The sequence below is a fragment of the Gilvibacter sp. genome (genome assembly GCF_013214815.1).
Taxonomy (GTDB): domain Bacteria; phylum Bacteroidota; class Bacteroidia; order Flavobacteriales; family Flavobacteriaceae; genus Gilvibacter.
In genome coordinates, this window is the sequence record NZ_JABSPU010000019.1 from 19,056 (window position 1) to 42,901 (window position 23,846).

Annotated in this window: 25 protein-coding genes; 19 read left to right on the forward strand and 6 right to left on the reverse strand. The window is 44.3% G+C overall.

Annotated features, from left to right (window positions below; genetic code table 11):
* Nucleotides 1–6: 6 nt before the first annotated feature.
* The 19 genes from HRT75_RS06155 (at nt 7) to HRT75_RS06245 (ending at nt 18,705) form a co-directional block, all read left to right on the forward strand.
* On the forward strand, nt 7–927 hold the full coding sequence (locus tag HRT75_RS06155) for a hypothetical protein (protein WP_291183923.1): 921 nt from the start codon (nt 7–9) through the stop codon (nt 925–927).
* Nucleotides 928–1,050: 123 nt separating this feature from the next.
* Nucleotides 1,051–2,082, forward strand: coding sequence for a hypothetical protein (locus HRT75_RS06160; RefSeq protein ID WP_291183926.1), 1,032 nt, complete (start codon nt 1,051–1,053; stop codon nt 2,080–2,082).
* Nucleotides 2,083–2,106: 24 nt separating this feature from the next.
* Nucleotides 2,107–3,306: a hypothetical protein gene (locus tag HRT75_RS06165; RefSeq protein WP_291183929.1), complete on the forward strand. Its 1,200-nt coding sequence runs from the start codon at nt 2,107–2,109 to the stop codon at nt 3,304–3,306.
* Nucleotides 3,306–3,758: a hypothetical protein gene (locus tag HRT75_RS06170; RefSeq protein WP_291183932.1), complete on the forward strand. Its 453-nt coding sequence runs from the start codon at nt 3,306–3,308 to the stop codon at nt 3,756–3,758. The genes HRT75_RS06165 and HRT75_RS06170 overlap by 1 nt, the downstream gene beginning before the upstream one ends.
* On the forward strand, nt 3,755–5,203 hold the full coding sequence (locus HRT75_RS06175; protein ID WP_291183934.1) for a LamG domain-containing protein: 1,449 nt from the start codon (nt 3,755–3,757) through the stop codon (nt 5,201–5,203). The genes HRT75_RS06170 and HRT75_RS06175 overlap by 4 nt, the downstream gene beginning before the upstream one ends.
* A 316-nt stretch (nt 5,204–5,519) precedes the next feature.
* Entirely contained in the window at nt 5,520–6,062 is a 543-nt protein-coding gene (locus HRT75_RS06180) for a hypothetical protein (RefSeq protein ID WP_291183937.1), read from the forward strand.
* Between the two features lie 184 nt (nt 6,063–6,246).
* A complete protein-coding gene (locus HRT75_RS06185; RefSeq protein ID WP_291183940.1) occupies nt 6,247–8,826 on the forward strand; it encodes a hypothetical protein in 2,580 nt (859 codons plus the stop codon).
* Nucleotides 8,823–10,628, forward strand: coding sequence for a hypothetical protein (locus tag HRT75_RS06190; protein ID WP_291183943.1), 1,806 nt, complete (start codon nt 8,823–8,825; stop codon nt 10,626–10,628). Before HRT75_RS06185 ends, HRT75_RS06190 begins: the two co-directional genes overlap by 4 nt.
* Nucleotides 10,625–10,873 (forward strand): hypothetical protein, encoded by a 249-nt coding sequence (locus tag HRT75_RS06195; RefSeq protein WP_291183945.1) that lies wholly within the window; start codon nt 10,625–10,627, stop codon nt 10,871–10,873. The genes HRT75_RS06190 and HRT75_RS06195 overlap by 4 nt, the downstream gene beginning before the upstream one ends.
* Nucleotides 10,873–13,368, forward strand: coding sequence for a hypothetical protein (locus tag HRT75_RS06200; protein WP_291183949.1), 2,496 nt, complete (start codon nt 10,873–10,875; stop codon nt 13,366–13,368). The genes HRT75_RS06195 and HRT75_RS06200 overlap by 1 nt, the downstream gene beginning before the upstream one ends.
* Before the next feature lie 142 nt (nt 13,369–13,510).
* Entirely contained in the window at nt 13,511–14,683 is a 1,173-nt protein-coding gene (locus tag HRT75_RS06205) for a hypothetical protein (protein WP_291183952.1), read from the forward strand.
* 67 nt (nt 14,684–14,750) lie between these two features.
* On the forward strand, nt 14,751–15,419 hold the full coding sequence (locus tag HRT75_RS06210) for a hypothetical protein (RefSeq protein ID WP_291183955.1): 669 nt from the start codon (nt 14,751–14,753) through the stop codon (nt 15,417–15,419).
* Nucleotides 15,419–15,763, forward strand: coding sequence for a hypothetical protein (locus tag HRT75_RS06215; protein WP_291183958.1), 345 nt, complete (start codon nt 15,419–15,421; stop codon nt 15,761–15,763). Before HRT75_RS06210 ends, HRT75_RS06215 begins: the two co-directional genes overlap by 1 nt.
* 349 nt (nt 15,764–16,112) lie before the next feature.
* The gene (locus HRT75_RS06220; RefSeq protein WP_291183961.1) at nt 16,113–16,367 is read left to right on the forward strand and encodes a hypothetical protein; all 255 of its coding nucleotides are present in this window, start codon (nt 16,113–16,115) and stop codon (nt 16,365–16,367) included.
* A complete protein-coding gene (locus tag HRT75_RS06225) occupies nt 16,368–16,694 on the forward strand; it encodes a hypothetical protein (RefSeq protein WP_291183963.1) in 327 nt (108 codons plus the stop codon).
* Between the two features lie 13 nt (nt 16,695–16,707).
* Complete coding sequence (locus HRT75_RS06230; RefSeq protein WP_291183965.1) at nt 16,708–17,052, forward strand: hypothetical protein; 345 nt, start codon at nt 16,708–16,710, stop codon at nt 17,050–17,052.
* Between the two features lie 91 nt (nt 17,053–17,143).
* Nucleotides 17,144–17,392 carry a hypothetical protein gene (locus HRT75_RS06235; RefSeq protein ID WP_291183968.1) on the forward strand — a complete coding sequence of 83 codons (249 nt, stop codon included), beginning with the start codon at nt 17,144–17,146 and terminating at the stop codon, nt 17,390–17,392.
* On the forward strand, nt 17,376–18,281 hold the full coding sequence (locus HRT75_RS06240) for a peptidoglycan-binding protein (protein WP_291183970.1): 906 nt from the start codon (nt 17,376–17,378) through the stop codon (nt 18,279–18,281). The genes HRT75_RS06235 and HRT75_RS06240 overlap by 17 nt, the downstream gene beginning before the upstream one ends.
* Nucleotides 18,271–18,705 (forward strand): hypothetical protein, encoded by a 435-nt coding sequence (locus tag HRT75_RS06245; protein ID WP_291183973.1) that lies wholly within the window; start codon nt 18,271–18,273, stop codon nt 18,703–18,705. The genes HRT75_RS06240 and HRT75_RS06245 overlap by 11 nt, the downstream gene beginning before the upstream one ends.
* A gap of 39 nt (nt 18,706–18,744) precedes the next feature.
* Here the strand turns inward: HRT75_RS06245 and HRT75_RS06250 are convergent, their stop codons facing one another.
* The 6 genes from HRT75_RS06250 to HRT75_RS06275 all read right to left on the reverse strand — a co-directional run.
* Nucleotides 18,745–19,287 (reverse strand): hypothetical protein, encoded by a 543-nt coding sequence (locus HRT75_RS06250; protein WP_291183976.1) that lies wholly within the window; start codon nt 19,285–19,287, stop codon nt 18,745–18,747.
* Nucleotides 19,288–19,299: 12 nt separating this feature from the next.
* Entirely contained in the window at nt 19,300–19,986 is a 687-nt protein-coding gene (locus tag HRT75_RS06255) for a hypothetical protein (RefSeq protein WP_291183979.1), read from the reverse strand.
* Nucleotides 19,987–20,601: 615 nt separating this feature from the next.
* Nucleotides 20,602–21,126, reverse strand: coding sequence for a hypothetical protein (locus HRT75_RS06260; RefSeq protein WP_291183982.1), 525 nt, complete (start codon nt 21,124–21,126; stop codon nt 20,602–20,604).
* 2 nt (nt 21,127–21,128) lie between these two features.
* Complete coding sequence (locus tag HRT75_RS06265) at nt 21,129–21,542, reverse strand: hypothetical protein (RefSeq protein ID WP_291183984.1); 414 nt, start codon at nt 21,540–21,542, stop codon at nt 21,129–21,131.
* Between the two features lie 4 nt (nt 21,543–21,546).
* Nucleotides 21,547–23,049, reverse strand: a complete 1,503-nt coding sequence (locus HRT75_RS06270) for a DUF4942 domain-containing protein (protein WP_291183987.1) — start codon at nt 23,047–23,049, stop codon at nt 21,547–21,549.
* 101 nt (nt 23,050–23,150) lie between these two features.
* Nucleotides 23,151–23,846, reverse strand: a 696-nt coding sequence (locus HRT75_RS06275) for a hypothetical protein (protein WP_291183990.1), incomplete at its 5' end; no start/stop codon positions are given.

Consider the following 23,846-nt stretch of genomic DNA (forward strand, 5'->3'; position numbering starts at 1 on the left):
TAAAAAATGTCAGACAACACACCAACGCCCGAAGGTGGGCAAGATGCGGCTCCTGATTACACATTCACCTCCGAACAGGCTATTGAGCGCCTTGGTAAAGACAAAGTGTATGCTCAAACGGTAATTGCTGCAGCCAACCAAACTGAGATAGGTAAGACTTACCTCAACAATTATTACGAGACTATGTCTGCACCAGCAATACAAGCAGCCCAAACAGCTTCCTACAAGCAGGGTATGGGCGAAGCCTACGGTCAGTTAGACAAGTTAGGCGCTGAAATTTTTGGAGCAGAAAAACCAGAAGGCCTTAAGACTACCGATTGGTTCAGGCAATGCATTCAGGCTACCGCGCCACAGGGCAACGAGGAGGCCGTACAAATAGCAAAAGATCAACTTGATGCAGCATTGGCAAAAATCAAGGAATTTGAGTCCAAGCAGCAGCAGACCGCTCAAGATCACGCCGCCAAAATTCGGGAGTTGACCGTAGGCAATACGGTATCTGTGGGATTTTCTTCCCTTTCGTTCGATAGCCAAGTCAACGAGCATTTGTTGTCATCCGTAAAGAAGACTGTGATGGCTGCATTAGTGCAGAATGCCAAGGTGGATGACGGAGGTAATGTTGTTTTTTATGGCAACGACGGGAAACCAATCCTCAATGCTCAGCAGTCTCCTGCCACAGCAGTAGAGGCGGCTAAGGTAATGTTGGAGCCTATGGGCGTTTTGGCTAAGCCAAAGGGTGGCAGCGCTGACCCCTCCAAGATCGCCAACACAAACGGACTTTCATTGCAAGGGATTACAACAAAGGGAGCGGCTTTGAACGCCCTGAGCGCTAGCTTAACAGCAAGCAAGGTTAAGCCTAATACCAAGCAATGGAACGACGCTTTTAATGCGCTTAAATCAAGTGATAAATACCAAGCCCTAGAGGGCTAAAACATAAGAACATAACCAAAAGATTTAGTAAGAGTCAATTAAGTCTTTGGTCAACTTTATTAGAATAGTGAAAAAGCTAGAGTCGCCGCGTCAAACGCTCATTATTCGCACTTTTTAACAAAAATGACTACAGTAGCAACGTTGATCCAAGAAGCACGGGTGCAGTACCCTAACGGCTTAGACGGACAACAACTCAGGGATCAAAACTATGGATTCCTTGACTATGCCCTTCGCAATACCGACCTAGTAATCAATGACGACGGGCGCACCCAGCTAGAAAACTCTTGGAGCAAGCCTGATGTGGAGATTCCTGTGATGGTTCACCAAGTTTCTACAATGACCCAAGGCCCAATGCCTTGTGACAGTACCGACACTCCTATCACAACTGCAATGGTGACACCAACATGGGATGCGTTTTACAACAGCTTCCACATGGTCCCGCGTCAGTCTAGACGCAACATGATTTCCTACGAACAGGAATTGTCTCGCAAGATTCACGAATGGGAGATGGGTGCCGCGCTTTACATTGACCAAGCGACCCGCGATGCTATTGATACCGCCAAGGCGACCACAAGTAGCAGTGCGTATTGGGGTGGCTATTTCTCTGTCGTGGCTGATGCGGCCCAGATTACTCAAGCGCAGAAAAAAGACGGATTGGTGTACATGAAGAACATCTTCATGGAAGATCAGTTTAGCGGCATGGATTTTGACTTGGTTGGAAGCCACTCTCTCAACTCTGAATTTGCTTACAGCATGAATCAAGGTGCTCAGAACGCTGAAAACCTTACTTGGGCTTACAATGGTATCAGAATGGCAGGCGCGCACAGTGCCAATGTTTCCGCTGGCGCAAATGCTACGGGATTCATGATGGTGCCAGGGAGTATGGGCATTTATGGGCGCACACCAGCCGACTTCCTTGATCCTACTCCTGTTGGCACAAAACAGTTTTCCATTTATCAGTCACCTGTATTGGGCTTGCCTGTAATGGTGATTCGCGATACCGATTGTATTGATGGGCAAACCGTTACAAATCGTGCTTATGACGGAGCAACCAGAAGAGAAAAATTCACAATGGGCGTGAGCTTCGCTTTGTTGTCTCCCTACAAAGGTACACGCACCAATAGCGGCATCAAGAAACTAGATATTGTTCCCTAGCTTCATTGTTTTTATTACCTCAGAGTGGGTGGAGCAATCTACTCACTCGCCTCTTTTGTTATTATGCTATACGACACCATTGCAATAGATAGACTAGAAAATGTGGTTGGTTGGGCAGATTTTCACGACACTACTGAAATACCTGCACTTCCTACTAGCTTGACCACAACAGAAAGTGGCCTTCGTGTTCAGGATGGCATGGGGCTAGTTCGCTTAGATTACATTCAGGCGCTTTTGCAAAGCGGTCGTAGTCTTCAAGATTTCCTTGCTCAGATTCGCCGCCGTGCCATCATTATGGTGCTTAATCGCGTAGCAACTTCAAGAAGCTTGACGGGCACAGGCAATGCACTGGTAAGTGGAAAACTTATTGGACAGCAGCTTTATGCCGCAAACCCCTTAATCAATCAAAGTCGATTTGTTGGAATACGCTTTAAGTTGAAGCGCTCCACAGGGCTTAGAGTAATTTTAAATCGTATTGGGCTTAGTTTGTCTGCACCTCAAACATTGCAACTGTACTTGTTCAACAGCTTGAACCCGACAGTCATAAACACCATCAATTTGGTGATCAACAACGCGGGGCAATTTTCGTGGACCAACGAAGATGATGCCGTCAAAATGGACGTAGACGAGGCCAATTCTAATAGTGGTGCCGTGTGGTATCTAGGGTACTATCAAGATGACCTTGTTGGTCAAGCCTACAGATACGACACATTAAATTGGTTGAGTGGATACTGTACGACTTGTGGAAATTCTGTTTATGGTACTTATCACAAAAATTGGAAGTCCATTTCCAGTCATGTTGAGATGGTACCATTTTACGTTGCTGGCGCCTCGCTACCTGCGGACAGGAATAATTTCTTTGACGAAAGGGATTGTGTTTTTGATCAAAGCAATAACCACGGCTTTAACTTCAATATGAGTGTTTGGTGTAACCTTACTCAATATTGGATTGACAACCGTTTGGCCTTTGCTCAGGCGATACAACTGCAAACGCAGCAAGAGGTACTAGAGATGTACAAAGCTTCTTCTCAGTCAAGCGCTGTAGAGCAAAACATTCAACCCTTGGCTTTGCGCGAGTTGGAGGCAGATAAGGATACAAAAGCTATGGCTTTGCCATACCGAGTTGACCGAGCAATAAAAGCGATACGATTGGAACAAGGAGATGTTAATGATCACCCTTGTTTACCATGTGCAAGGTCAGGAATCAAATACCGGGCAATGTAATGCTGAATCTTGGCCCCATACGCTATTTGAAACAAAAAGTTGTTTCTCTTGAGCTTTTAGTCAATCAAGCACTAAAAGACGTGTTTAGTCAAAATGAGGATTTACTGATTGAGATACAAACTCAAATCCAATTGTTCCAAAAGGGCGAAACATCAAAGAGGATTAGCATTACTCCAAGTTACGCTCAGAGCACCATCAATAAGAAAAGGCGCAAAAATCAGCCTTTTAATAGGGTGACGCTAAAAGATACAGGAGCGCTATATGATAGCGTGAAATTTGAAGCATTGGACGATAGCTTGGTAATCACGACCAATGTGCCGTATACAAAATACCTAACTGCTAAATATGGAGCCGATATTTTTGGCATCCAAAATTTAGAGATGGAGAAGTTTTTAGAAAAGTACTATTTGCCTTTTTACGAAAGGTTCGCTAAAAATTTGCTATTCACATGATAAGATTGCAAAGTCCCATAGTGCCAGTGCCAACAAATCCTGTTGACATAGATCGGGCAATTGTAGATTTGCAGCTTGTATTAGCAACGAATCTACCTTGGCTCACCCATGTATATGGGAGAACCTATAAAATGGTGGACCAAACCAAAGGCCAAGCGATTTTTTTGCCAGAGGTATACCTAGGTGGATCGGATGCTAGTAAACGATACTCATCTATAACCCCAGACAACGACAAGCAAGGGCAATGTTTTTTCATGGTGCGCCGATTATCTATTGATGCAGATGATTGGTTTGTAAAGGGCCGTTTGAATTACGACGTTGATTTGATATTTTCTGTGAATTTATCATTGATCAACAACCCGCTGCTTGAGACGGAATTGTTTACTGCAAATCTGGAATCCCAAATAAGACTCGTTTTACGATCAAATGTGGGCAAAGCTTACCGAGTAAACGTCCAAGAAGTCTTCTATGAATCTAGGGATGTGTGGAGAGATTTAGCGGTAGAAATTGCAACCGTTGAAAAGGCGCCTTTGCAGCACTTTCGCGTAAAGTGCAACATCTCTTTAGATGAAGGATGCACGACTGTTCCATATGATAGGTGCACTGCATTGCAAAACAATCTTTCTGATAGTGATCGGAATATATGTTTGTTGCCAACTTATGACTTCTCTAGTAGCGCAGTGCAATCCAATGTGACACCTAATCAGCAAATCCAATTGAGCGATTGGCTTTGTAGTGCTCCTGTACCTGTCAGAAAATCGACCAACATAGGTGGGACGGGTCGTATTTTTGCTTCTGCTGATCCAATTTATGATTTTGAGTACAATACACCGTTTTCATTGAGCTGTTGGATCAAGGTGGATTCTAACGGCGTGAATAATTTATTCAACCACTACACGTCTTCATCTGGCACTGGTTATTTTTTAATCACGCTTCCCGATGGAAGCTTTAGGGTAGATTTGCAAAACACTCAAGCACTCAGGCTTTCTATTTCGACGCCTCCCAGTGCTTTTTCATTAAATACTTGGGTGCATTGCATGGTGACTTATGACGGAAGTAGCACGGTAGCTGGTTTGAATATTTATGTCGATTCCGCCTTGCAATTAAAGGCGGCTTCAACGCAAACACTTGGAACCAACAGCATAAGAAATGGATTGATGTTATTCTTTGGGCAAACGATGGATGGCACCAATAGCCTACAGGGCAAAGTGGCCGACTTTAAGGTTTGGGATAGGGAGTTGACAGATCAAGAAGTAACCGCTGAATACAATGCCCGCGCCAGCCTAACAGCACCCGTTACCAGTGGCCTAGTCTTATGGTGCGAATGTGGCAACAATGCCCAATTTGGTGCAACCGATTACACAATGCCCGACAAAGCCAATACGGTAGCTGGATTTCAAACATCAGGCGTACCTATTGGCAGCGTCACAACCGACGTACCGTAATGCTAGTTTTTGAAATAGTAAGCATTGAAGAATTAATAGTATTACTACTATTTTGCTGGTGGCTATCTACCTTTGTTCACCGTATAACGGGGCTTGACAAAATGGATGGATGGCTAATGCAAAAAGTTCATAGCCTGAAAGATGGCCGCGTGAAGAATTTTCTGAACAGCCTATTCATGTGTACGTTTTGCATGGATTCCCACATGTGCTTTTGGGCAATTGGGGTGCCTTGCTTGATTGCCACGGGAAACATGTACTATTTAGCTTGCAGTATTGCTGGCGCAGGATTTAACAACTTAGTCAATCGAATTATCGCATGAGCTTGAAAATTGAAATGTACGAAGAGCTTGACGATCTGCCAATCGTTAGGAAGCAAAAGCATGATTTTTATACTATGCTAGATTTGGCCGTTGGTTCAAGTAAAGAAAGTGTAGCGCATAGGGTTTCTAGGGCTTCTCAGTACTTTCAAATGGAAGAGCAGGAGGCGGGGTTGACGGAGTTAGCAAACGTGCAACTAGGGCTTAGTATGCTAGAGCAGGGAACACCGCCTGACGGCCTTGCTTTTGCGGTCATGGTGAAAAGCATTAACGGTACTTCATGTGATGATATAACCGAGCGTGGTTTACTGTTGACGTTGCATAAATTAAATGAGCTAGGGTTGACTCATAAAAAGGCAACTGAAATCATAGAGGCATCAAAAAAAAAATCCAAGCGCAAATGGATGTCTTCTTTCCAGAGGAAGCAGGTACAGATTTACTGGTTTCTACTGCGCTTATCAAGCAATGCCATGCGCAGCTTGATAGGATTTTGGGTATATCTGACGAAAAGCAAGTTCAATCCAGGAAAGAAGAGGTATTAAGCTTGACCAAGCCTGACAATTGGCATCCTTCGGTAAGCCCCAATATGATAGCCAAGATTAACGATTCGTTTGCGCATTTATGCATTGTACTACAGCGCTTTACGAATCAGTCCATTGAAAGCATGAGCGCCATGCAATTTTATCAATTAAAGCGATTCGCTAGCGATCCTAAAAACCATCAATAATGGCAGAACAACAAGCAGTATTGAGTTATGATGACTTGCTAGCCAAGACGGATGCTTTTGACGATGCTATAAAAGGCATTGACAAGCTAGAGGGCCGTTTGAAGGATTTTGCTAAATCATTGCGCCAGCAGCAACTCAATCCCAATGATCTAAAAGGCATTGTGGAGCTGATCAACCAAACAATGGCGCTAGAAAAAGCGCAAAAATCACTGAATCAGCAGCGCACCAAGGCCGTAAACGCACGCAAACAGCTCAAGGATCTAACAGACGAGGAACTAATTCAACGAGAAAAAGAACGCGCAGCCAATCGTGAACGTATTAAGATCGCTAAACTGCAAGCCGTAATTACCAATCAGCAGGCTGGCGACATTAAAAGACTGCGCGCCGAATTGTCGCTAGTGTCTATCCAGTGGGCTAATCTAACAGATCGAGAAGGTAAAAATGCGCAGCAGGCTAAAGAATTGTCTGCTCGAAAATTACAATTGACCACTACGCTTGAAAATCTAGAGCGTGCTACGGGCGATGCTCGCAGGGGCGTGGGTAAATACGAATTGGCACTCAAAGGCTTGAAGATCGTTGCAGGCAAGTCCAGCAGCAGCCTCACAGGTCTTGGCAGGATTGCCACTAGACTTTTTATTGGCCGCGCCTTGGTTGACGGAATAAGAAGAGTTGGAGGAGCTTTGGTTGACATTGTTAACAATGGAGCAGATGCGAGTAAGGAGTTGGCTGACATTCAAAAGTCTGGCAACAGGCTTGTTAACACTCTAACTGGAGCAGGCGCAAAGCTCTTGCAATTCTTTGCGCCTACCATCCAAAAAGTTATTAATCGCTTCAATTTTATCATTGAAAAGATCAACCAAGTCTCCCAAAGTGCTGGTTTCCTAGGTACAGTCTTTCGTGGCATCGGCAATGCCATATCAAGCGTCATTGATTTTCTTTTTGACTTGCCTGCTGTCTACTCAGGGATTATCTCGGCAGGGCGTCAGCTTGCGTTTAACATTAGTGCAACTTTTCAAAAGCTAAGCCTTGAACTCCAAATAGTTTTTGAACGCATTGCGCTTAGTAATCCATTTAGCGATCGCAATGCGGAAGAAATTGAACGCAATATTGCGCGCCTAAGGCGTCAAGTGCAGCAAATAAGCAATGATCAAGTTGGTGTCGTTGATGCTTACAAAGAAGGCTTTGAGGCATTTAAAAAAGAGGAAGAGGAGTTTAGTAAAAGGCAGGGTGAATTAGAAAAGCTAGGGGCGAAGATACGCTCCAACAACGAAGCCACAACAAAACAACTTGAAGAGCAAAATCGTTTAATCGAAAGACAAAACGACTTGACACGCCAACGCTTAGAGGCTATAGAATCCTTACAGCAGGAGCTTATTCAGGTCGAGGCAGCAAACATCAAGGATCGTCAAGAAAGGCTATTTAGGCTTGAGGAATTGCGATTTAAAGAGGAGCAAAAACAGCGTGAGGCTAATTTTGACAAGCTTGTTGCTCTTATTGAGCAGCAAGAGCAGGTTTTGATCAAGCGCTTTGGCGAGAATTCTAAACAAGTTGTTGAGTTTAGAAAACAAGCAGGTGAGCAAATCCTGAACGCTGAACAAATCAACTATCAATTAGAACAAGAGCAGTTAATCGCTTCCGAGAAAAAAAAGCAAGAAATCAGAAAAGAATTTGCATTGTCAACGCAGAGCGTTGCGTCTCTTACTTTGGTTTCTGAGCAAGATGGTGATTTGTTTGAACAAGAACTTAAGCGCACACAAGACGCGGTCAATGCAGATCAAGAAAAACGCCTTGAAAATACCGCCAAGCAGAAAGAAGCTATAAAATCATTGCTTAACGAAACAGTTGACTTTACAGAGCAGCTTAATCAACGCTTAGGCGAATTCTTTCAAAAGCAAGTAGAGTTTACTACCAGTGCTGTAGAGCGCCAATCTAGCGCCGTTGTGCGAGCAGAGGAACGCGCACGCCAAGGATTAAGCAACACATTGAAGTTTGAGCAGGAGCAATTGGCGGCAAGTCAGGCGGCTCAGGCTAGAGCAGAGCGACAAAGACAGCAACAGGAAAAGATCAGTGCTCTTTTTAGCCTTGTTGCCGCCAAAGCCAAGGAAGGCGATCCTAATGCTACATTAAAAGCCATCGCGGAAATAGCGACACTTGAGGCGCTTTCTGGGGCTATACAAGGCAGCTTTTATGAAGGAACAGAGGACACTGGAATAAGCGCGAATCCAATTGATAACCGTGGTGGCATGTTGGCTGTAATACACCCGCATGAACGAATTATGACCCGTGCGCAAAATCAGCAGCTTGCTGACATGAGCAATAGTGACGTAGTGGAATACGCCATACTTGGCAAGACCCTCGCTCACAACGCCGATGCCATTAGCACAAAGGGCGCGCACATGCCAGATTTGTCTGGGCTAGAGAAGGGGGTTCAATTGCTGCGTAGGGACTTTAGGCAGATCGCCCAGCGCCCAACGATCATGGATCACCAAGAAGCTATCAGGAACGGTATTGAGCACCGCGTAAAGGCGACTATTACCGCTGGCATGAAAAAACGTGAAAAATACACCAAGGGATTATGATAGCAGCAAAACACTATGCAGGTGGCAGGCGCGTGTTTCCTTTGGGAGAGGAAAACGGAAAACCGTTGCCCATTCAAATAGAAATGGAATGGGTAGAGCGCAAGCGACAAGCGTACATAAACCTTCCTAAGCTTCGCTTTGAAGGCAGCGATGGGTCGCACATCAAGGACCGCGCTTTGAGTGGACTAAGTGGTGGTGTGGGCATTTTTGAAGGGATGCCCTATCAAGTAGAGATAGGGGAGGGAGCAGATGTTTCTATTTTTGACATGACCATTAATTTTACAAAGGACTGTATTTTGGTGGGGGAATGCGGAATCGAAGTTGATGCACAGGTTAGGCAGGGCGCGGATTGGCTCAACGACAGAGCTGATGGAGTAACATTTCGCTATCTTTACGACCAAGGTACGATAACAGACAATGACTTTGTTGATGTGCCCTACGTGATTAATTACGTGCCCGATGGCATACAGCTAATGATAATAGGACTTTCCTTGTTTGCGGTAACAAAAGAACTGCTAGAGCTTACTCAGTCCATCGCTGAGCGTGTAGCGGATATAACCGATGCTGCTACGCCTGTTATTGGGGTTGGAGTGGGGGCTGGCGCCGTAGCCGTGACGGCATGGGACATTGGTAACATCATATTGGCTGTGTTAAAATTAGCTGCTCAGATTGCTTATGCTGCTTTTATGATTATTGCCATAGTTGATTTAATGAATCAGCTTTTTGAGCAGCTTATGCCACGTCTCAGGTACCATAAAGGCATACCAATACGATTGTTTTTTGAGCGGTTTTGTGATTACTTTGGGCTAACCCTTCAATCAACACTCCTAGACGCCCTAGACCAATCGTCCAACAAATGGTGCTACATACCACCAAAAAACAACAAAGGCGGCGACAGGCCGACAGGAGCGCCCAATACATGGAAGGAGACAGGCTTGCCGCTTGCTAATTCTGCATTAGATACGCCAGCAGGAGTGATACGAGTGTTCAAGGAAATGTTTAATGCAGACTTTTTGATCGACAATGGCATTTTTCGATTTGAACGCAAGGACCAATTTAAGATAGCGAGCCCTTGGGTAATACCCGATACCTTTACCGATCAAGAAGAATGGCGCGATTACTCAGGATTCAATACGGATGAAATCCGATCCAATTACAACATTGTGTATTCTACCGATTTGCAAGATCAAAATACACTAGACAACATTGAAGGTTTTTCATTTCAAGCTCAATTCTCTCCAATGCAAACAGGCAATCAAGACTTGGTGTCTTTGGGAGGTTTAGAGCAAGTTTTGATTCCTTTTAGCATGGGGGTTAGAAAAGATGGGTTAACAGACGTTGAAGTGGCGCTTAGGGCACTTGCTACGCTAGCGGATTCGTTAACGGGCCAATTAGGTAGCTCTTCGGGTTTGGCCGCGCAAATCAACAGCAGAATAGGAAGCTTGCTACTTTCTGATCATTTTACCTCTATTGGCAAATTGGTCGTTTTATCCGGTAGTAAACTTGCCAAGGGTCAGCGATCTTTGCTGTCCACTAAAAAGCTTTGGGATGATTACCACTTTATCAATTCATTTGCTCCGATCAATGGTACTCATAATCAGTATTGGACTTACAAAGATCAAGTTATACCATTTTGCTATTCCGATTTCAAAACGCTTGAACAAACCAATCAAGTCACCATTCAAAGTGGCGAATTAGCAGAAGTAGAACGCATTGTTTGGGATCAAGAAAAAGGGACCGCTACTATTGACTATAGAGTAAATCGGCTTTACACGAACAATTTAAAAGTAGAGTATTTATGAGAAAAATAAACGAGCAGTTGCAAAAATTGCAACAACTGGCAGATCAATACAAGGGATTGCAAGATGCCAGCATGGAAGCGGCCCAAGAAGCCATATCCGTTGCCTCTAAAAATGCAACTTCAAAAGACATTCCGCATATTCAGTCAGTACAATTGCTACTTTCAAAAATTGGCAAGATGCCGCCGAAGAAATCCTTGAAGGAAATTGGAAAACTGACTCAGCGGATCACCAAAGCTTATAAATAATGAGCGTATTAGTTACAAATAGAGAGTACACACCCATAGAAAGGCGCTTGGACCGCAATATAACGTGGCTACTTGGAAATGTAGGCACGTGGCAAAAGCTACGTTTGCAAATTGAAGTAGGGGCCTTCATTGAATTCAGCTTGTCCAATACACTGAATATGGAGGAGCCTAACCGATTTATACTTAATAATGGGGAAGATTGGAGGGAAAACGGATTTGAGGTGGGTGATAATTTTGTGATGTATTGGGAGATTTACAACATACCATCACAGTCCACTACGGCATACAATGTTACGGGTACAATAGTATCTATCCAGGGGAGTGAAATGCTGTCTAATAACACAACCCTGGGTGCTGGCGCTCAGGTTTCCAGTATTTTCCCAACGCAATTAGGGGAAGATAAAATTCAAAACGTTTTCATTGCTGCAGACAAAAGGCCAGACTCTTTGTTTTTTAGGTATGGGCACATGAAAAACTCAGAAATCAGGGCTAATAATTTGCGATCTTTGATTGATGGCACTTACACTGATTTCATTGCCGAAGGATTAAGTAGCCTAACAATTGGCAGCTTGGTCAATTTTACGCCACTGGGTAAGCAAAGCGGCATGAGCATAGCGAGGTCAACCATCACCTACATTGGTAGCACATCAGGTGGTGTTCCTGCCTATCCTTATGCTAAGTACCGATATTTAATAGAGTTGGTTTTCATGCCATCCGTGTTTTTTGAGGACTTAAACAACTTTGTCAATGATATCGCCCCAGAAGCTTTGCTAAACGCGGAAAGTTTGGCAGACAACTATTTCATTCAGGCCTTCCCGACTCAGAACAACCCTAATGTATTTATGGTCAACGACCTGAACGACACCGCTCAAGAGGGTAACGTTGGCTGGTTTAATGAAAATTACAACGGGTTCCCGCAACCTCATAGTGTGAGTTTAGTAGAATATAGGACGCCATCAAACAATATTACCCCACAACTAGACTATGCTGGACCAACATTGCTTACAGCGGTAGTGGATGGCGTACAAAACCTATCTAACGCTACTAAATGTACTTTTGGGTTTATGTTGGTTCCCACGGATGAAGAGGATTACAAGATAAAAGATGCCCCGTTCTATCAAAATGTCAAAATGAACACAGGCGGTAGGATTGATTTTTTTGGGGATGTGTTTACTGTTGGAACGCCCATTGCAGGGCCTCGACAGGGCTATTCAAACGACGATGCTCGCATGGATGTGCAAAACATTGCATTTACCCAGACAGGAGCCAATCAAATTACGTTCACTTGTGAATTTATGCCCAATGCAGACTTTGCGAATCAACTAGGTGCATTAGGTTTAGATGAGCGCAATTATATTATTTGGGTAGGCGTGGGGGACCAAACGCTACTTGCCAATGCCTCTGATCGAACAAACCTTTTGCTTGACTTTGGTCAAATGGATACTTATGTGGAGCCCATAGGTGCATGGGACGGCATGGCTATAGAGTTACTATCTCACGTAGATTCCAATATGGCAACGCCTAATCCATGCGGTGTCGATTTATTCATAGAAGACGACTTGAGAGCCAAAATTGAATTCCAAGTTGACACGGCAATAGATCCTAGTATTCCGATTCCCACAGGGCTAAGGTTTGGTATTCAATTAGAGCGCCTTTCCGATGGTTTTGCTTTTGAGCTGGATGATTATAGCGTAGGGTTGACAGACTATCCCAATCCAACTCAGTACGCCTTCTCAGGGCAAAGAGATTACCAATTGGGTATAGGCAACCCCAATGATGAAGTAAGCGTAAATTACTATCCTGCATTGGACTCAGGTGCAAAAAAGGGGGTTCAATCTTTCTTTGGCTTTATGATTCGATGGGAGGATTGGTTGGCTCTGCGAAATGTGCCGCTGGATGTACGCAATGTGTTTTATGACAACTCACTTCCATCTAATGGACTTAGCAACGATTGGTATAGATACTTGCAAACATCGGGCTGGCAATTAAGCTTATTTGTGCATGTGGATGCGCAGCTCAATAACAGGGCAGTACGCTACATCAATACTCTGCCAATTGGATTCAAAGACTATGATTCCAATTTTTCTATTACGCCAACAATCACCTACAAAGTAGCATCAACAGGAGTCGTCATAAGCGGGGGCATTGACCCAATTACCAGCGATCCGTTGGGTGTAATTTTATCGGATGAAAAGATTCAGATTGAGATTGAATATGAACGTTCTACAGGCGTATGGGCAAACGTCTCTGAAATTTATAGCTTAACAAGCATTGAAATAAAAGATGGCGCTGGTCGGCCTCAATATCAGCAGATATCTACCGAGTTTGCTGCTCAATCATCTAATCCACTTGAATCAAATCTACTCAATAATCGCTTAGAGATTGTTTTGGTGTCTCCTGTTTTAGTGCGAACCATTTGTTTGGTAAATCCGAGCAAACTAGGAGTAGCAACACAATACAAAGTCACTGGTCGAATCGGCTGCAAAACTGCTTAGTATGTTTAATTATGACCTTATATCTTGCGATCCAAGTTCTTACCCTAGCATAATTTGCCGATCATGGGACTCTAGGCACCCTCTAGAGGGGAGTATAGTGTATTTGCTAGCCGGGAATAATCCTTTTCAAACTTATGACCTTGTGTACTTGGGAGAAAATGCATGTCTATCCCAAGGCTATGTACCCAAGGTTGACTTTGCAACTTTTGACAATTGTAGCCCTAGTTTTGGATACGGTTTCAAATATGCAAATTGCAAAACAGGTGAGGAAATCACCTTTGCTTTTTCTGTGCAAGATCCTACGAATCAGGTCTTGAGAAAAGAAGGTGATTGCGATTGTTGGCAATACGTTGGAGAAGATAACAATGCAGACGAATTGATCAGTAATTATGTCGAATACTCCACCTGTGTAGAATGTATAGACGCCGCTGCCATTGAGTTGTGCGCAAGTGGTGAGCGAACCATAGGATATGCTATTCGCGCTCAGTTGCCCTCTGCCCCGCCAGAAGACAAAGGCTTTGACGAATGTTGCTTTGAAAACAAAGTACTTGCTGATCTGTCCGACGCCGATCCCTACAAAAACGACTTTACAGGATATTATCATTTTAGACCCTCTAACAACTCAACATGCGTTTTCAAGTTGGTAAGAAAATCCGACGGATCAGAAACAACTTTAAATGACGACACCTATGGCACGTTCCTAGATTTTGGAGGTCCCGATAATGCTGATTTGAGCTACATCATAGTAGACTGGCGTGCGGTGCTTTCAGCTTTTGGACAAGGGTATTATCAGGTAAAAAAGGAAGTCAGTACCGTTGGCATCTCTCAAGATTTCTATTATAGTACAGTTAGACTACTTCCTTTTAGCAACGCCAATGCAGATAATACGGTCCGCATAGACTGTACGCAAGACGGGCGGTTGCTACGTATAGGCGACTTTTCCAACACTGGATTTAAAACATCTCAGCGTTTTATGGGCTTTTTTGGCAGGCCAAGATATGAGTACGAACAAAACAATGTTTCCAAGCGCTCTTACAAGGTTGAGCAAGCGTCTATGTCTGTAGACAAGCAGTATTTGTTTACTGGTCAATTATTGCCTGATTGCATATTGGATGAGCTAATGGAATTCACCCTTTTGGGCAATGAGTTGTTTGTAAGCGATTACAACACGAATAATCCTAGCTATAGTTTTCAGGTCTATCCTGTTGAGTTAACGTCAACTCAGGAACCAGAATACTACACAACAAGCCGAGGGGCTACCATAGAAATCACATTATCAGACCGATTTAAAGATAATCGCAAGTATAATTGCTAATTGTTTGATAGAAATGCTATTATCAATAGCAGTTTTACTATTTTTATAGAAGCAAAAAAACATTACAATGAGTACTACAATATGGGCAGAGGGTGGATTTATTATCATCAAAGATGCCACGCACGAGGAGCAAATTCCGCTCAATAGCTTTATGTTTAATTTCGTAGGGCTGACAGACGACGTACGACTTTTTGCCATTCAGACACCCGAACAGGCTTTTTTTGTCAATTACACTAATTTGATTGACAGCAATGGCAGTCCAATCGGAAACACAAAAGCTGAGGCGTTGACATACTTGAGGGCATTGCCCGTCCAAGGTATAACAGGAGGTGCCGTAACGGTGGTAGCTAATCAGACAGACTTTAGTACGAGTGCGAACCAAAGCGCTGCGCTAACAGAACTATCCAACATAAAGGCTGAATTAAATGCCATTAAAGCCCAGATTGATGAAACAGCCATTGATCAAACTTTTGTTACAGCATACAATGGCAATGACGTTATCAATCTTGGGCTCACGTCGGGCACAATGGGTGAAATAAGTAGCATTACGGGATACTCCTCTGGTAGTGTAGTTTTTGTTATTGACGGGAGCACCCCAGATAATACAAATAGCCCCAGAATAACTAGCAGATCTGCTAGTTTTAATCCTATTAAGAACATAGACCTTAGTTTATTTAGAATAAAGGGAACTAGCTCTGGATCTAGATATTACATAATCTACTCAATTTACAAATAATGACCAATTTACTGATTGCCACCATCACCGAAGGGAACAATGGAGTGAAGATTGATTTCGCATCGCATGCTGCTCCATCCCCAGTGGTAGACCCTTCGTACCTGAGAGAGTCCATTCCTTTTTCTGCCGTAGGGACCATGTTAGTGCAAAATCCAGCTTCCAATGGGATTATCATAAACTTCCAAGACGGATCGCAGCCTCTTGAGGTCTCCATTGAAGACCCCGATTTAATAGCGCTCGGCTTCAATCAAACAATGGATTTTGTCTATCTGAACGGCACTACTGTTACGGCAACAACAAACCAGCAGTTAGCTGATGAGTTCAATCGGCTTTTGGATATTTAGTCTACAATGCTGACATTAGTCTACATACTGACGCTGTTATTCTTTATTGGAATAATCTTCTCAATCTGGAAGATTATCTATGACACTCGCGCATTCAAAAGCTTAGAGGATTACCAATATATTATAGAGGTGATTCTGTCCCAGTTCAGGGAGTCTATAGAGAATATGATAGGCGACCTCAGCAGGACGGTCATATCAGCTGTGAGCAAACAAATGGCTGAAACCTTTGCCACAAGAGACCAAGTAAAAGATCTTAAGAGCACAATAGAATGCCTTAAGCAACAAATTCAAAGCCTGTCAGAGCAGTCGTCCCAAAATGCAGAAAGGCAGGACAAGCAACAAGATAACGATGGATAGATTTACATTACAAATTGAAAATTATCGAGCCAACGTGTTTCCATTCGATTGGCGACTATTAAAGGGGTGCATCATTGGCTTTGTCATATGCCTCATTGTTATTGGATCGGAGCAAGCCTTTGTAACTGAAATGGCAGACACAAACGAGCAAGAGGAGCAATTTGTCGATGAATTCAGATTCGACTTTTTTGCCCCGTTTAGAGGTAGCGATCCCCCAACCGATGACTACGTAATGAAAATCAAATAAATGTCAACAATCATTCAAAACGGGCTGTCGATGGATAGCCTCTTACTTGCCGGCACAACTTCCAATGGCGTGCAAGCCTTTGCTATGACTTATTCGTTAGAAGATAGCGAATCAACTCAAGGCTTTGCCGCAACGATCTACCGAGACAGTAACGGTGTCACTTGGCTGGATTGGGTGGCCACGCAAGGAGCAGAAGTCTACAATAAAGGTGAGATCATTCTTGATCTTTCTTCTGTGTCCACTCAGGACGGTATCAATCCTCAACGCTTAGCTAGATGGATTGCCGATAAGCTCAAAGAGGCATTGACCAACAACGACGCCTTTTAACAAAACACCAATCATGGAACAATTCGGAATCGATAACACCACAAAGCTACTCCTATGGATAGCTGGAACAGTAAACGAAGTGGAAGCCGCAGCACAAGACGGCAAATTCTCCTTAATGGAAATCATTGGACTCTGGGACAACACAGCAGAGGCTACGTCCTTGGCGACCAAATTCAAAGATATCGGTCAGGAGTTAGCTGATCTATCCATACAAGAAAAAGACATCATCATTCAACGCTTTGCTCGCGAGTTTGAATTGTCCGACCAAAAAGCTGAGCGCATTGTCGAGCACTGCATTGATATTGCTCTAACGATGTCGTCTAAAATCACCACTCTTGTAGAGCTGATTAAAAACTAGTCGCTTTTCTTCTCTGGATGTCTCTGATTCATCTGTTTTTACTCCACAGCATCGCCGTTGCAAGCGGTGCTGTGTTAATTTTACCAATACAATGAAAAAGTACAAAAAGAAACCAGTTGTTATAGATGCCATACTTTGGGATGGAACCAAGGAGTGTTATGATGCCTTGGCTAGTGGAAGCGAAAGGTCGCTTCGTCTTGAGAAAGGACAATTGGTCATCAAGACGCTAGAGGGCGAAATGCGAGCACCTGTAGGTCATTACATCATCAAAGGAATCAAGGGCGAATTTTACCCTTGTGATCCTGAAATTTTTGCGCAAACTTATGAGTCAGTTGATTAAAGAAGGCAGCGCAGGCCAAGACGTACGCGATCTGCAGCGTAAATTAAACACAGTATTGGGCTTAGGCCTCACTATTGATGGTCAATTTGGCCCTGCCACAACGCGCGCTGTGCGCATGTATCAGACCAGCATCGACGAATTAGTCGTTGATGGCATCGTTGGACCTCAGACCATGGCCTCGATCAATCGTGTGTATGCGCAAAAGGCTGATCAATACCAAGGCTTGGGCAATGGTCAGTTTGTGATCTTTGTCGATGCTGGGCACGGTGGGATGGACGCACAGGGGCGATACGTGACGGCTGGTAAGCGATACTACCACGAGGGCATTGGAGATTACTACGAGGGTGTGAAGAACCGAGAGTTCGCAGAGCGCTTTATTCGTGCGTGTACGGACTTGAACATCCCATGTATCCGAACCTATCACCCGTGGAGAGACACCAAGCTCAGCAAGCGTGTGGCAACGGTAGAGGATTGGTTGAAACAAGGCTTTAGCGGGTATCTACACTCGTTCCACTCGGATGCCGTTCCTTCTGACTACTCGGACGAGCTCAGGGAGCGCACGCAGGGTGCTACCGTCTACACGATAGGCACGGAGTTTTCCCGAATGATTGCCAAGGAGCACATGCGCAACATTCGCTCGGCGACCAACTCAGAGTGGACTTACCGAGGCGTAAAAGATGGCAACTTCCAATTGCTGCGCGATACCGATACGGGCGAATGGGAGTTCTTTGGTGCCATCTTAGAGGAGTGGGGATTTCACACCAGCAAGGCCGATGTGTCCAAGTATCTTCTCAATTCAAAGGGGGATGAAATGCGACTACATGCGGCAGTAGAGACGGCACTTTCGATTTATGAATTATGGAAAAACCAAAGACAAGATGGAGTATAATAAATTTGAATCGGACTTTCTACAAGTGACGCTACACGCGATTGTATTTGATGGAAGCATCCAAAAGGAAGTATCTAAGACGTTCAAGAAAATACACAAGGTCGTAGGCGATCATAACATAAGCCGTCAGGATCTAATCGATAGCCGAGGGTACACTATAAGTAATCGCTTTGACCAGCAGATGATTCTTATCAACATTGATAAGGGCATGCATGAGCAATATGGCGCATACTCCATACTCAAGACACTTCACCATGAGTGCAATCACTTCATGTGGAATGAGCTACAATGTATATCTAGCACACCAACTTACCACAATGAGTTTGAGATGAGGCTGAGCGATTGGGCGTTTCTCAAAATCACCAGCATGGATTACTTTCAAGGGCTTTTGAAAAAGAAAAGTCAGACAACAGATGCTGTCTGACTCCACTTGTAGTTCATTATGAATGAATCGGAGTAGAAGCTAGTTCCACTTAGGGTTAGCTTGCTCAACCTTCATGTCAATGCCCATTGGTGCAGTTCGCCTATAGTAGCGCTCTCTAGTGGCCTCCGAATCCTTCATTAGGCCGCACACCTTATTATTAATCAGATACACATAATCGACTTGTACCAGACGCATACAATTAGCATGCGTCTGCTCTGGTAGATTGCCATTCCTAAGGATAGCCTGCTTAATCGCTCTACAAACATTGATCACAAAAGCCCTGAGTTTTGCCGCATCATTTGCACTTTCCGTCCTAGGTGTGAATTCGAAGCCTTGAGTAGCTTGCTCACTCAGTGCACACACCCACATAAATACCTGTGTGTATGTGGGCACATCCATTCCCTCAGCTACATGCACGCCCTGCAATCCAATCTCGCAATACTCTGACCAGTGGTAACTAAAACAGGTCTGAGAAAGTAGCGTGTTCGCGATTAATCGACCTTGCTCAAGGCCTTGAGTAGCGTGCAACAATGCTATGGTCATTAAATCGACCAGTTCCTTTTTATCCTTTAAATCTTTCATAACTACTTGTTTTTACACCAAAATAAAAGCCGCGTGACAAGGTATGGCCCTCCACTTTACCATAAAGGCAACCATGGGCAGCTCAGACTCAATACCATCTGAGCTAGTGGTAAAATTCGCACCATTGGTCACATTCGTAACCTTGGCGCCGTAATGCATTTTCGCGATAAAACCCTGTGTGCCTTGGTAATCATAGCACCCCCTTGCGCCCTTGATGTAGAGCTTGCCATTGTTGTCGCGTATCACCAGAACCAAAGATCTGTTTTTGAGCATTTCAACATCCATTTGTCTAAGGATGTGGAACGGAGCGCCCGAATACTCGTTTAGTAAATCCTTGGTTTTTGCTTCTAGCTCTGGGGGAATATTGCGGATTCTGTCCTGGATAAGACCTTTGTAAAGCTTGCGTCCAAATTTGTCCAGCACTTGAAAGGGCATGCCTCCGTCCTTGCTGTTGATGCGATATTGACCATCTATCAAATCCACAGTCAAAGACTTGTTTGGCCTACCTACTATCGCCTGTGGTTGCCCTTGCTTGTTGAGCATGTAAATGTCAACGCTAGAGCCAATCATTGCCCTGAGTGCGGTAGAGTTGCTATCATCAAGCAAGCGCTTGATGAGGTCTTCCGATTTGCCGCTAAGGCAGTCTTTTACTCTTTCTATTGAAATTTCTGTTTTGTTGGTTGATATTTCTGATGCCATGATATTTTTCAATTAGTTGTCGAGAAAAAGCCAACGGAGTAGCTACGGTTTGTGTCAACAACATCCGAAATGAGCAATCTCGCGCTGCCTCCGTTGGTGTGTGTATTACGCATTATGAGCCTCAGTTAGTGTTTTCTCTGTAGTAGAGTAGGAGGCGAAGTAGGAGCCTTTGGGGGCTGTATTCCTACTTAACATAATATAAAATATATGGGGGAATATAATAATTGAGTTATCCCCGTTTAACAAGTTGATTAGTAGGGCAGGGGTCTTATTTCGTCAAAACGTAGTTGTCTCGCTTCGGGTTGTCATCACCTCTGCCGTTTTCTTCGTTTTGCTTTTCCACGTCGTTTATCTTTTTCATCGTTAGCAATTTGTTCAATCCGCTGCTGCTCCAAAGCAATCAGCATTGTCTCTGTATACGTTCTAGCTTCCTCGCCCAGTGACTCAATGAGTTCATCAGGCACTGGCGTCTTTAGGTGCGCTCCAACACAGTGCAGCACTTTCAGCCACAGCTCTGCCCAGACCGCCCGATTCTCTCGGTATGCGCGTGCTGCAACGCCTACGATGTGGCCGCGTAGGAGCGGGGCTTGTGGGTCGTATGGTAGCAGGGATCGCTTAGGCATCAGGTTTGCTTTTAACTATCCCTAAAGCGCGCATTCTGGGCTGCACAAACTTATCTATCTCTGCTCCAAGTTCCTCGCTTAGCATGAACGAAGGGACAACAATAAGAGTTTCAAGCAATATCTTTGCAAGGTGCTTACCTTTGACTTGATCAGGCATTAGTTCAACGAAGGCAATGCCCTTGATAAGTTTTTCGATTGTCTCCTGACAGAAAACGGAAACGGTCATGTGGCGCTTCATGATGTCTACAAACAGATTTGTCGCATCAAGGACATGCTTCCAGAGGTCTGCTACACTCATCCTTGAATCAGCCCCCTTTGGCATATCATTACTTTCCTTAATGGCATCCTCTACGGCAATCCCACACTCATAGCATAGAATGCTGACATACACGCGTACGGCTTGACATCCATCTAAAAACATCGGAATATCCAATCCCATCACCATGTTAAGAGCTAGTTCAAAATTAGCTTGTTCGTGCGTCTCAAGCAGTTCTTTTATTTTGTCAATGTCGTCCATGATTAAAACTGTTCTAAGTGAAACACAATGCCACTTCTACAAGTGGAATAATCCCCATTCTTGGCCTTGGTCTGAAATCGCTTGGATTCCATATTGGCCGACAACTCTAAATCTTCTGAGCACTTGACGATCATTGGCACATCAGTGCATCCTACCGTCTCCATAAGTCCAATTGTAAGCCCGCTATTTGGGATTTGAAAGTCAAACACTCTGCTGGTTATCGCCCCGTCAACATTGAGGTTGAATTTGTTATCAAGCCATACTACAACGATGTCATGCTTGCGCATCCAGTCCTTGGTAGGCTTGTCGAAATATCTCCTAATGTAGGTCAACGTTTGACCATCTAAGTTTCTAGTCACATTGTCCACGGCTTGTTTGAGCTCGGTGGCATGAATGTGTTTTAGGTTGCTGTCCATAGTGCTAATAATTTGGTGCCCATTTATGATTTACTCTCCAATCGTTTCCATCAGCTAGAGCCATGCCCAGTATCGACCCAGCTTTACGATTCGCCTCAAGCCAATAAGGCGCGGCACTTTTCTTGACCCAAAATTTTAGGTTGCCATTTTCATACCAAAGGACTTTGAAAAATGTCGTATCAATGGCGTCCTTCTCGTGTTTTCCTCGTGGCGGATGACCGTTGTTGATGGCCTTCTCTACGCTATCTTGAATGTTGTCAATGTCTTCGTAGCGCATTCCGCTCAGTAGGCATAATAGCTTATCAATTGCTTGTATGTTGTCTCGCTTTTCATAGACTATGCTAGGTCGTGAAATATACCCTCCAATAGCGCCAAAAACAATAAATTTGGAATCCATTTTACTAGTGCGATTGTGGCGCAACTTCTTACCGTACCCGTTGGCATGGTTGGTCAAAAAATCAAACACTTGCTTGGTGGTATCCTCGATGATCTTAGGACGCATATTGAGCACCACCAAGAACAGGTTCTCAATATTTTTTAGTGTGAATGCCAATCCAGCGTGCCCGTTCTCGAAGCGATCTGTGATCTCTGTACGTACGGCTCTGGTCATGTATTGACCACGGGTGCATCTAGAAAGCAGATTTAGCCATGCATCCTTGGTGAATTGAAGGCGCCACTCATGAAAGTCAATGTTTAGCCCTTGGCTTCGATAGCCTTGTAAATAATTCTGTTTACCTGCACAGACAGCGCAAAACTTATCCAACTCTTCATACATGCGTACATAATCAGCGTGCGTCTTCATGGCAGCATTGTACGCCTCCACCATCAAGAGCAATTCATCCTTGGCAATGCCGATTCCCTTGGTGTAAGGTGCTAGGTCTGTTCGTGCATTGCCGTCTTGGTCCTTGAGCGTTTCCCACTTATCCCAATCAATGATCCCTGACCAATCGCGGTCAATGCTTCGCCCCGGCACAGTGATTTTGATACAGGCTACATTGGCGCGCACTTTATCAAAGCAGGGTCCAAATTCCTCAATGGTCCCTTGGTGCATCTTAATAACATCCGCTAAGCGCTTTCTTTGCTGGGTGTAGGGATTGTCAATAGTTTTTTGATTGAGCAAACAAACGATGGTAGACTGCTTGGGTTGCGTCATCATCAAGTCATACGCTCGAAGGAAATGCTCGGCCCCTTTGTTGAACGGTGGGTTCATTACCACCAAATCAATAATGGGTGCGATACCTTGGCTTTGATCTAAGAAGTCATAACCTAGCATGGTCATGGTTCTGCCGTGTCCGTAGTCGCGGCCATGTGCCACTAGGTGCCTTTCTGGGTCAATCTCATAGCCGTAGTACTTGCCTTGATAGATCCTCAGTTGGTCCAAGAAGGCGCCTGTGCCACAGCTTGGATCTAGTACGGTCTTGATGTCTTTTAGGTCAATGCCCTCTAAGGCTTTGCGTGCCACTTCTGGCGGCGTGGCGTAGAATTGGTATTTATTGTTGGTTGTCATGGTTAGTCTATTTGAAAGTGTCTAGAACTACCAATTGCTTGGCGTTGTCGAATAGTTCTTTGTTCATGATTCCTGTATTTTTTGTAGTATTTCTTGCTCTGTCATTCCTCTTCGTTTTTTAGTGACTCCTTAACAATCCCCTTAAGCACGATCAGAATTGAATACCGCTGTACAACTTTGTCTCGAAAGCTCGATTCCTTAAATCCGTCTTCTAAGGGCTTTAAAATAGATGCGATAGACTTGGGGTCGTATTCATCACGAAACGCGCTTAAATCAGCCTTCTTTTGCCAATAATGGACCATCTTGCGAATATCTTCGCGCTCGGTTTTGGGTAAATCTGGATTTTTGGCCTTTTCAAGCGTTTCTTTTTTAATCAAAGCCTTAGCCTCTTGGACGATCTCGGCTTTCTCCTCTTCGCTGAATTGAATGACCCCAAGTTCCTGCACTAGGATCTTCCCCCAAAACGCCTTGATACTCTCCTCAGCCTTGGTCAAATCGCCTGTCTCGTTGAAATACTTGACCATTGCTTTGTACTCTACTAGCACATGCTCATGAACTTGCTTATTTTTCTGCTCTGCCTCGGCGTCCTTGCTACGAGCTTGGAGCAAATCGAGTTGCTGACTATAGGCGCCAAGCACGGACTTTCTGAAATGGAGGTAGGCGCTTAGCACATTCCCGATGTCGCCTATTGGAAGGCGGCCACCGTAGGCCGTGCAATTGGCATCGTATTTTTTCGAGGCCCAAAGGGAAAACGCTTCTTTGATTTCCTGAACCGCAAGCATTGGAAAACGCTCTTT

Excerpts from the sequence above, each read along its gene's own strand:
- HRT75_RS06155 (WP_291183923.1), top strand. The coding sequence starts at position 7 with ATGTCAGACAACACACCAACGCCCGAAGGTGGGCAAGATGCGGCTCCT.
- HRT75_RS06160 (WP_291183926.1), top strand. The coding sequence starts at position 1,051 with ATGACTACAGTAGCAACGTTGATCCAAGAAGCACGGGTGCAGTACCCT.
- HRT75_RS06170 (WP_291183932.1), top strand. The coding sequence starts at position 3,306 with ATGCTGAATCTTGGCCCCATACGCTATTTGAAACAAAAAGTTGTTTCT.
- HRT75_RS06175 (WP_291183934.1), top strand. The coding sequence starts at position 3,755 with ATGATAAGATTGCAAAGTCCCATAGTGCCAGTGCCAACAAATCCTGTT.
- HRT75_RS06180 (WP_291183937.1), top strand. The coding sequence starts at position 5,520 with ATGAGCTTGAAAATTGAAATGTACGAAGAGCTTGACGATCTGCCAATC.
- HRT75_RS06185 (WP_291183940.1), top strand. The coding sequence starts at position 6,247 with ATGGCAGAACAACAAGCAGTATTGAGTTATGATGACTTGCTAGCCAAG.
- HRT75_RS06190 (WP_291183943.1), top strand. The coding sequence starts at position 8,823 with ATGATAGCAGCAAAACACTATGCAGGTGGCAGGCGCGTGTTTCCTTTG.
- HRT75_RS06195 (WP_291183945.1), top strand. The coding sequence starts at position 10,625 with ATGAGAAAAATAAACGAGCAGTTGCAAAAATTGCAACAACTGGCAGAT.
- HRT75_RS06200 (WP_291183949.1), top strand. The coding sequence starts at position 10,873 with ATGAGCGTATTAGTTACAAATAGAGAGTACACACCCATAGAAAGGCGC.
- HRT75_RS06210 (WP_291183955.1), top strand. The coding sequence starts at position 14,751 with ATGAGTACTACAATATGGGCAGAGGGTGGATTTATTATCATCAAAGAT.
- HRT75_RS06215 (WP_291183958.1), top strand. The coding sequence starts at position 15,419 with ATGACCAATTTACTGATTGCCACCATCACCGAAGGGAACAATGGAGTG.
- HRT75_RS06220 (WP_291183961.1), top strand. The coding sequence starts at position 16,113 with ATGGATAGATTTACATTACAAATTGAAAATTATCGAGCCAACGTGTTT.
- HRT75_RS06225 (WP_291183963.1), top strand. The coding sequence starts at position 16,368 with ATGTCAACAATCATTCAAAACGGGCTGTCGATGGATAGCCTCTTACTT.
- HRT75_RS06230 (WP_291183965.1), top strand. The coding sequence starts at position 16,708 with ATGGAACAATTCGGAATCGATAACACCACAAAGCTACTCCTATGGATA.
- HRT75_RS06235 (WP_291183968.1), top strand. The coding sequence starts at position 17,144 with ATGAAAAAGTACAAAAAGAAACCAGTTGTTATAGATGCCATACTTTGG.
- HRT75_RS06240 (WP_291183970.1), top strand. The coding sequence starts at position 17,376 with ATGAGTCAGTTGATTAAAGAAGGCAGCGCAGGCCAAGACGTACGCGAT.
- HRT75_RS06245 (WP_291183973.1), top strand. The coding sequence starts at position 18,271 with ATGGAGTATAATAAATTTGAATCGGACTTTCTACAAGTGACGCTACAC.
- HRT75_RS06250 (WP_291183976.1), bottom strand. The coding sequence starts at position 19,287 with ATGAAAGATTTAAAGGATAAAAAGGAACTGGTCGATTTAATGACCATA.
- HRT75_RS06255 (WP_291183979.1), bottom strand. The coding sequence starts at position 19,986 with ATGGCATCAGAAATATCAACCAACAAAACAGAAATTTCAATAGAAAGA.
- HRT75_RS06260 (WP_291183982.1), bottom strand. The coding sequence starts at position 21,126 with ATGGACGACATTGACAAAATAAAAGAACTGCTTGAGACGCACGAACAA.
- HRT75_RS06265 (WP_291183984.1), bottom strand. The coding sequence starts at position 21,542 with ATGGACAGCAACCTAAAACACATTCATGCCACCGAGCTCAAACAAGCC.
- HRT75_RS06270 (WP_291183987.1), bottom strand. The coding sequence starts at position 23,049 with ATGACAACCAACAATAAATACCAATTCTACGCCACGCCGCCAGAAGTG.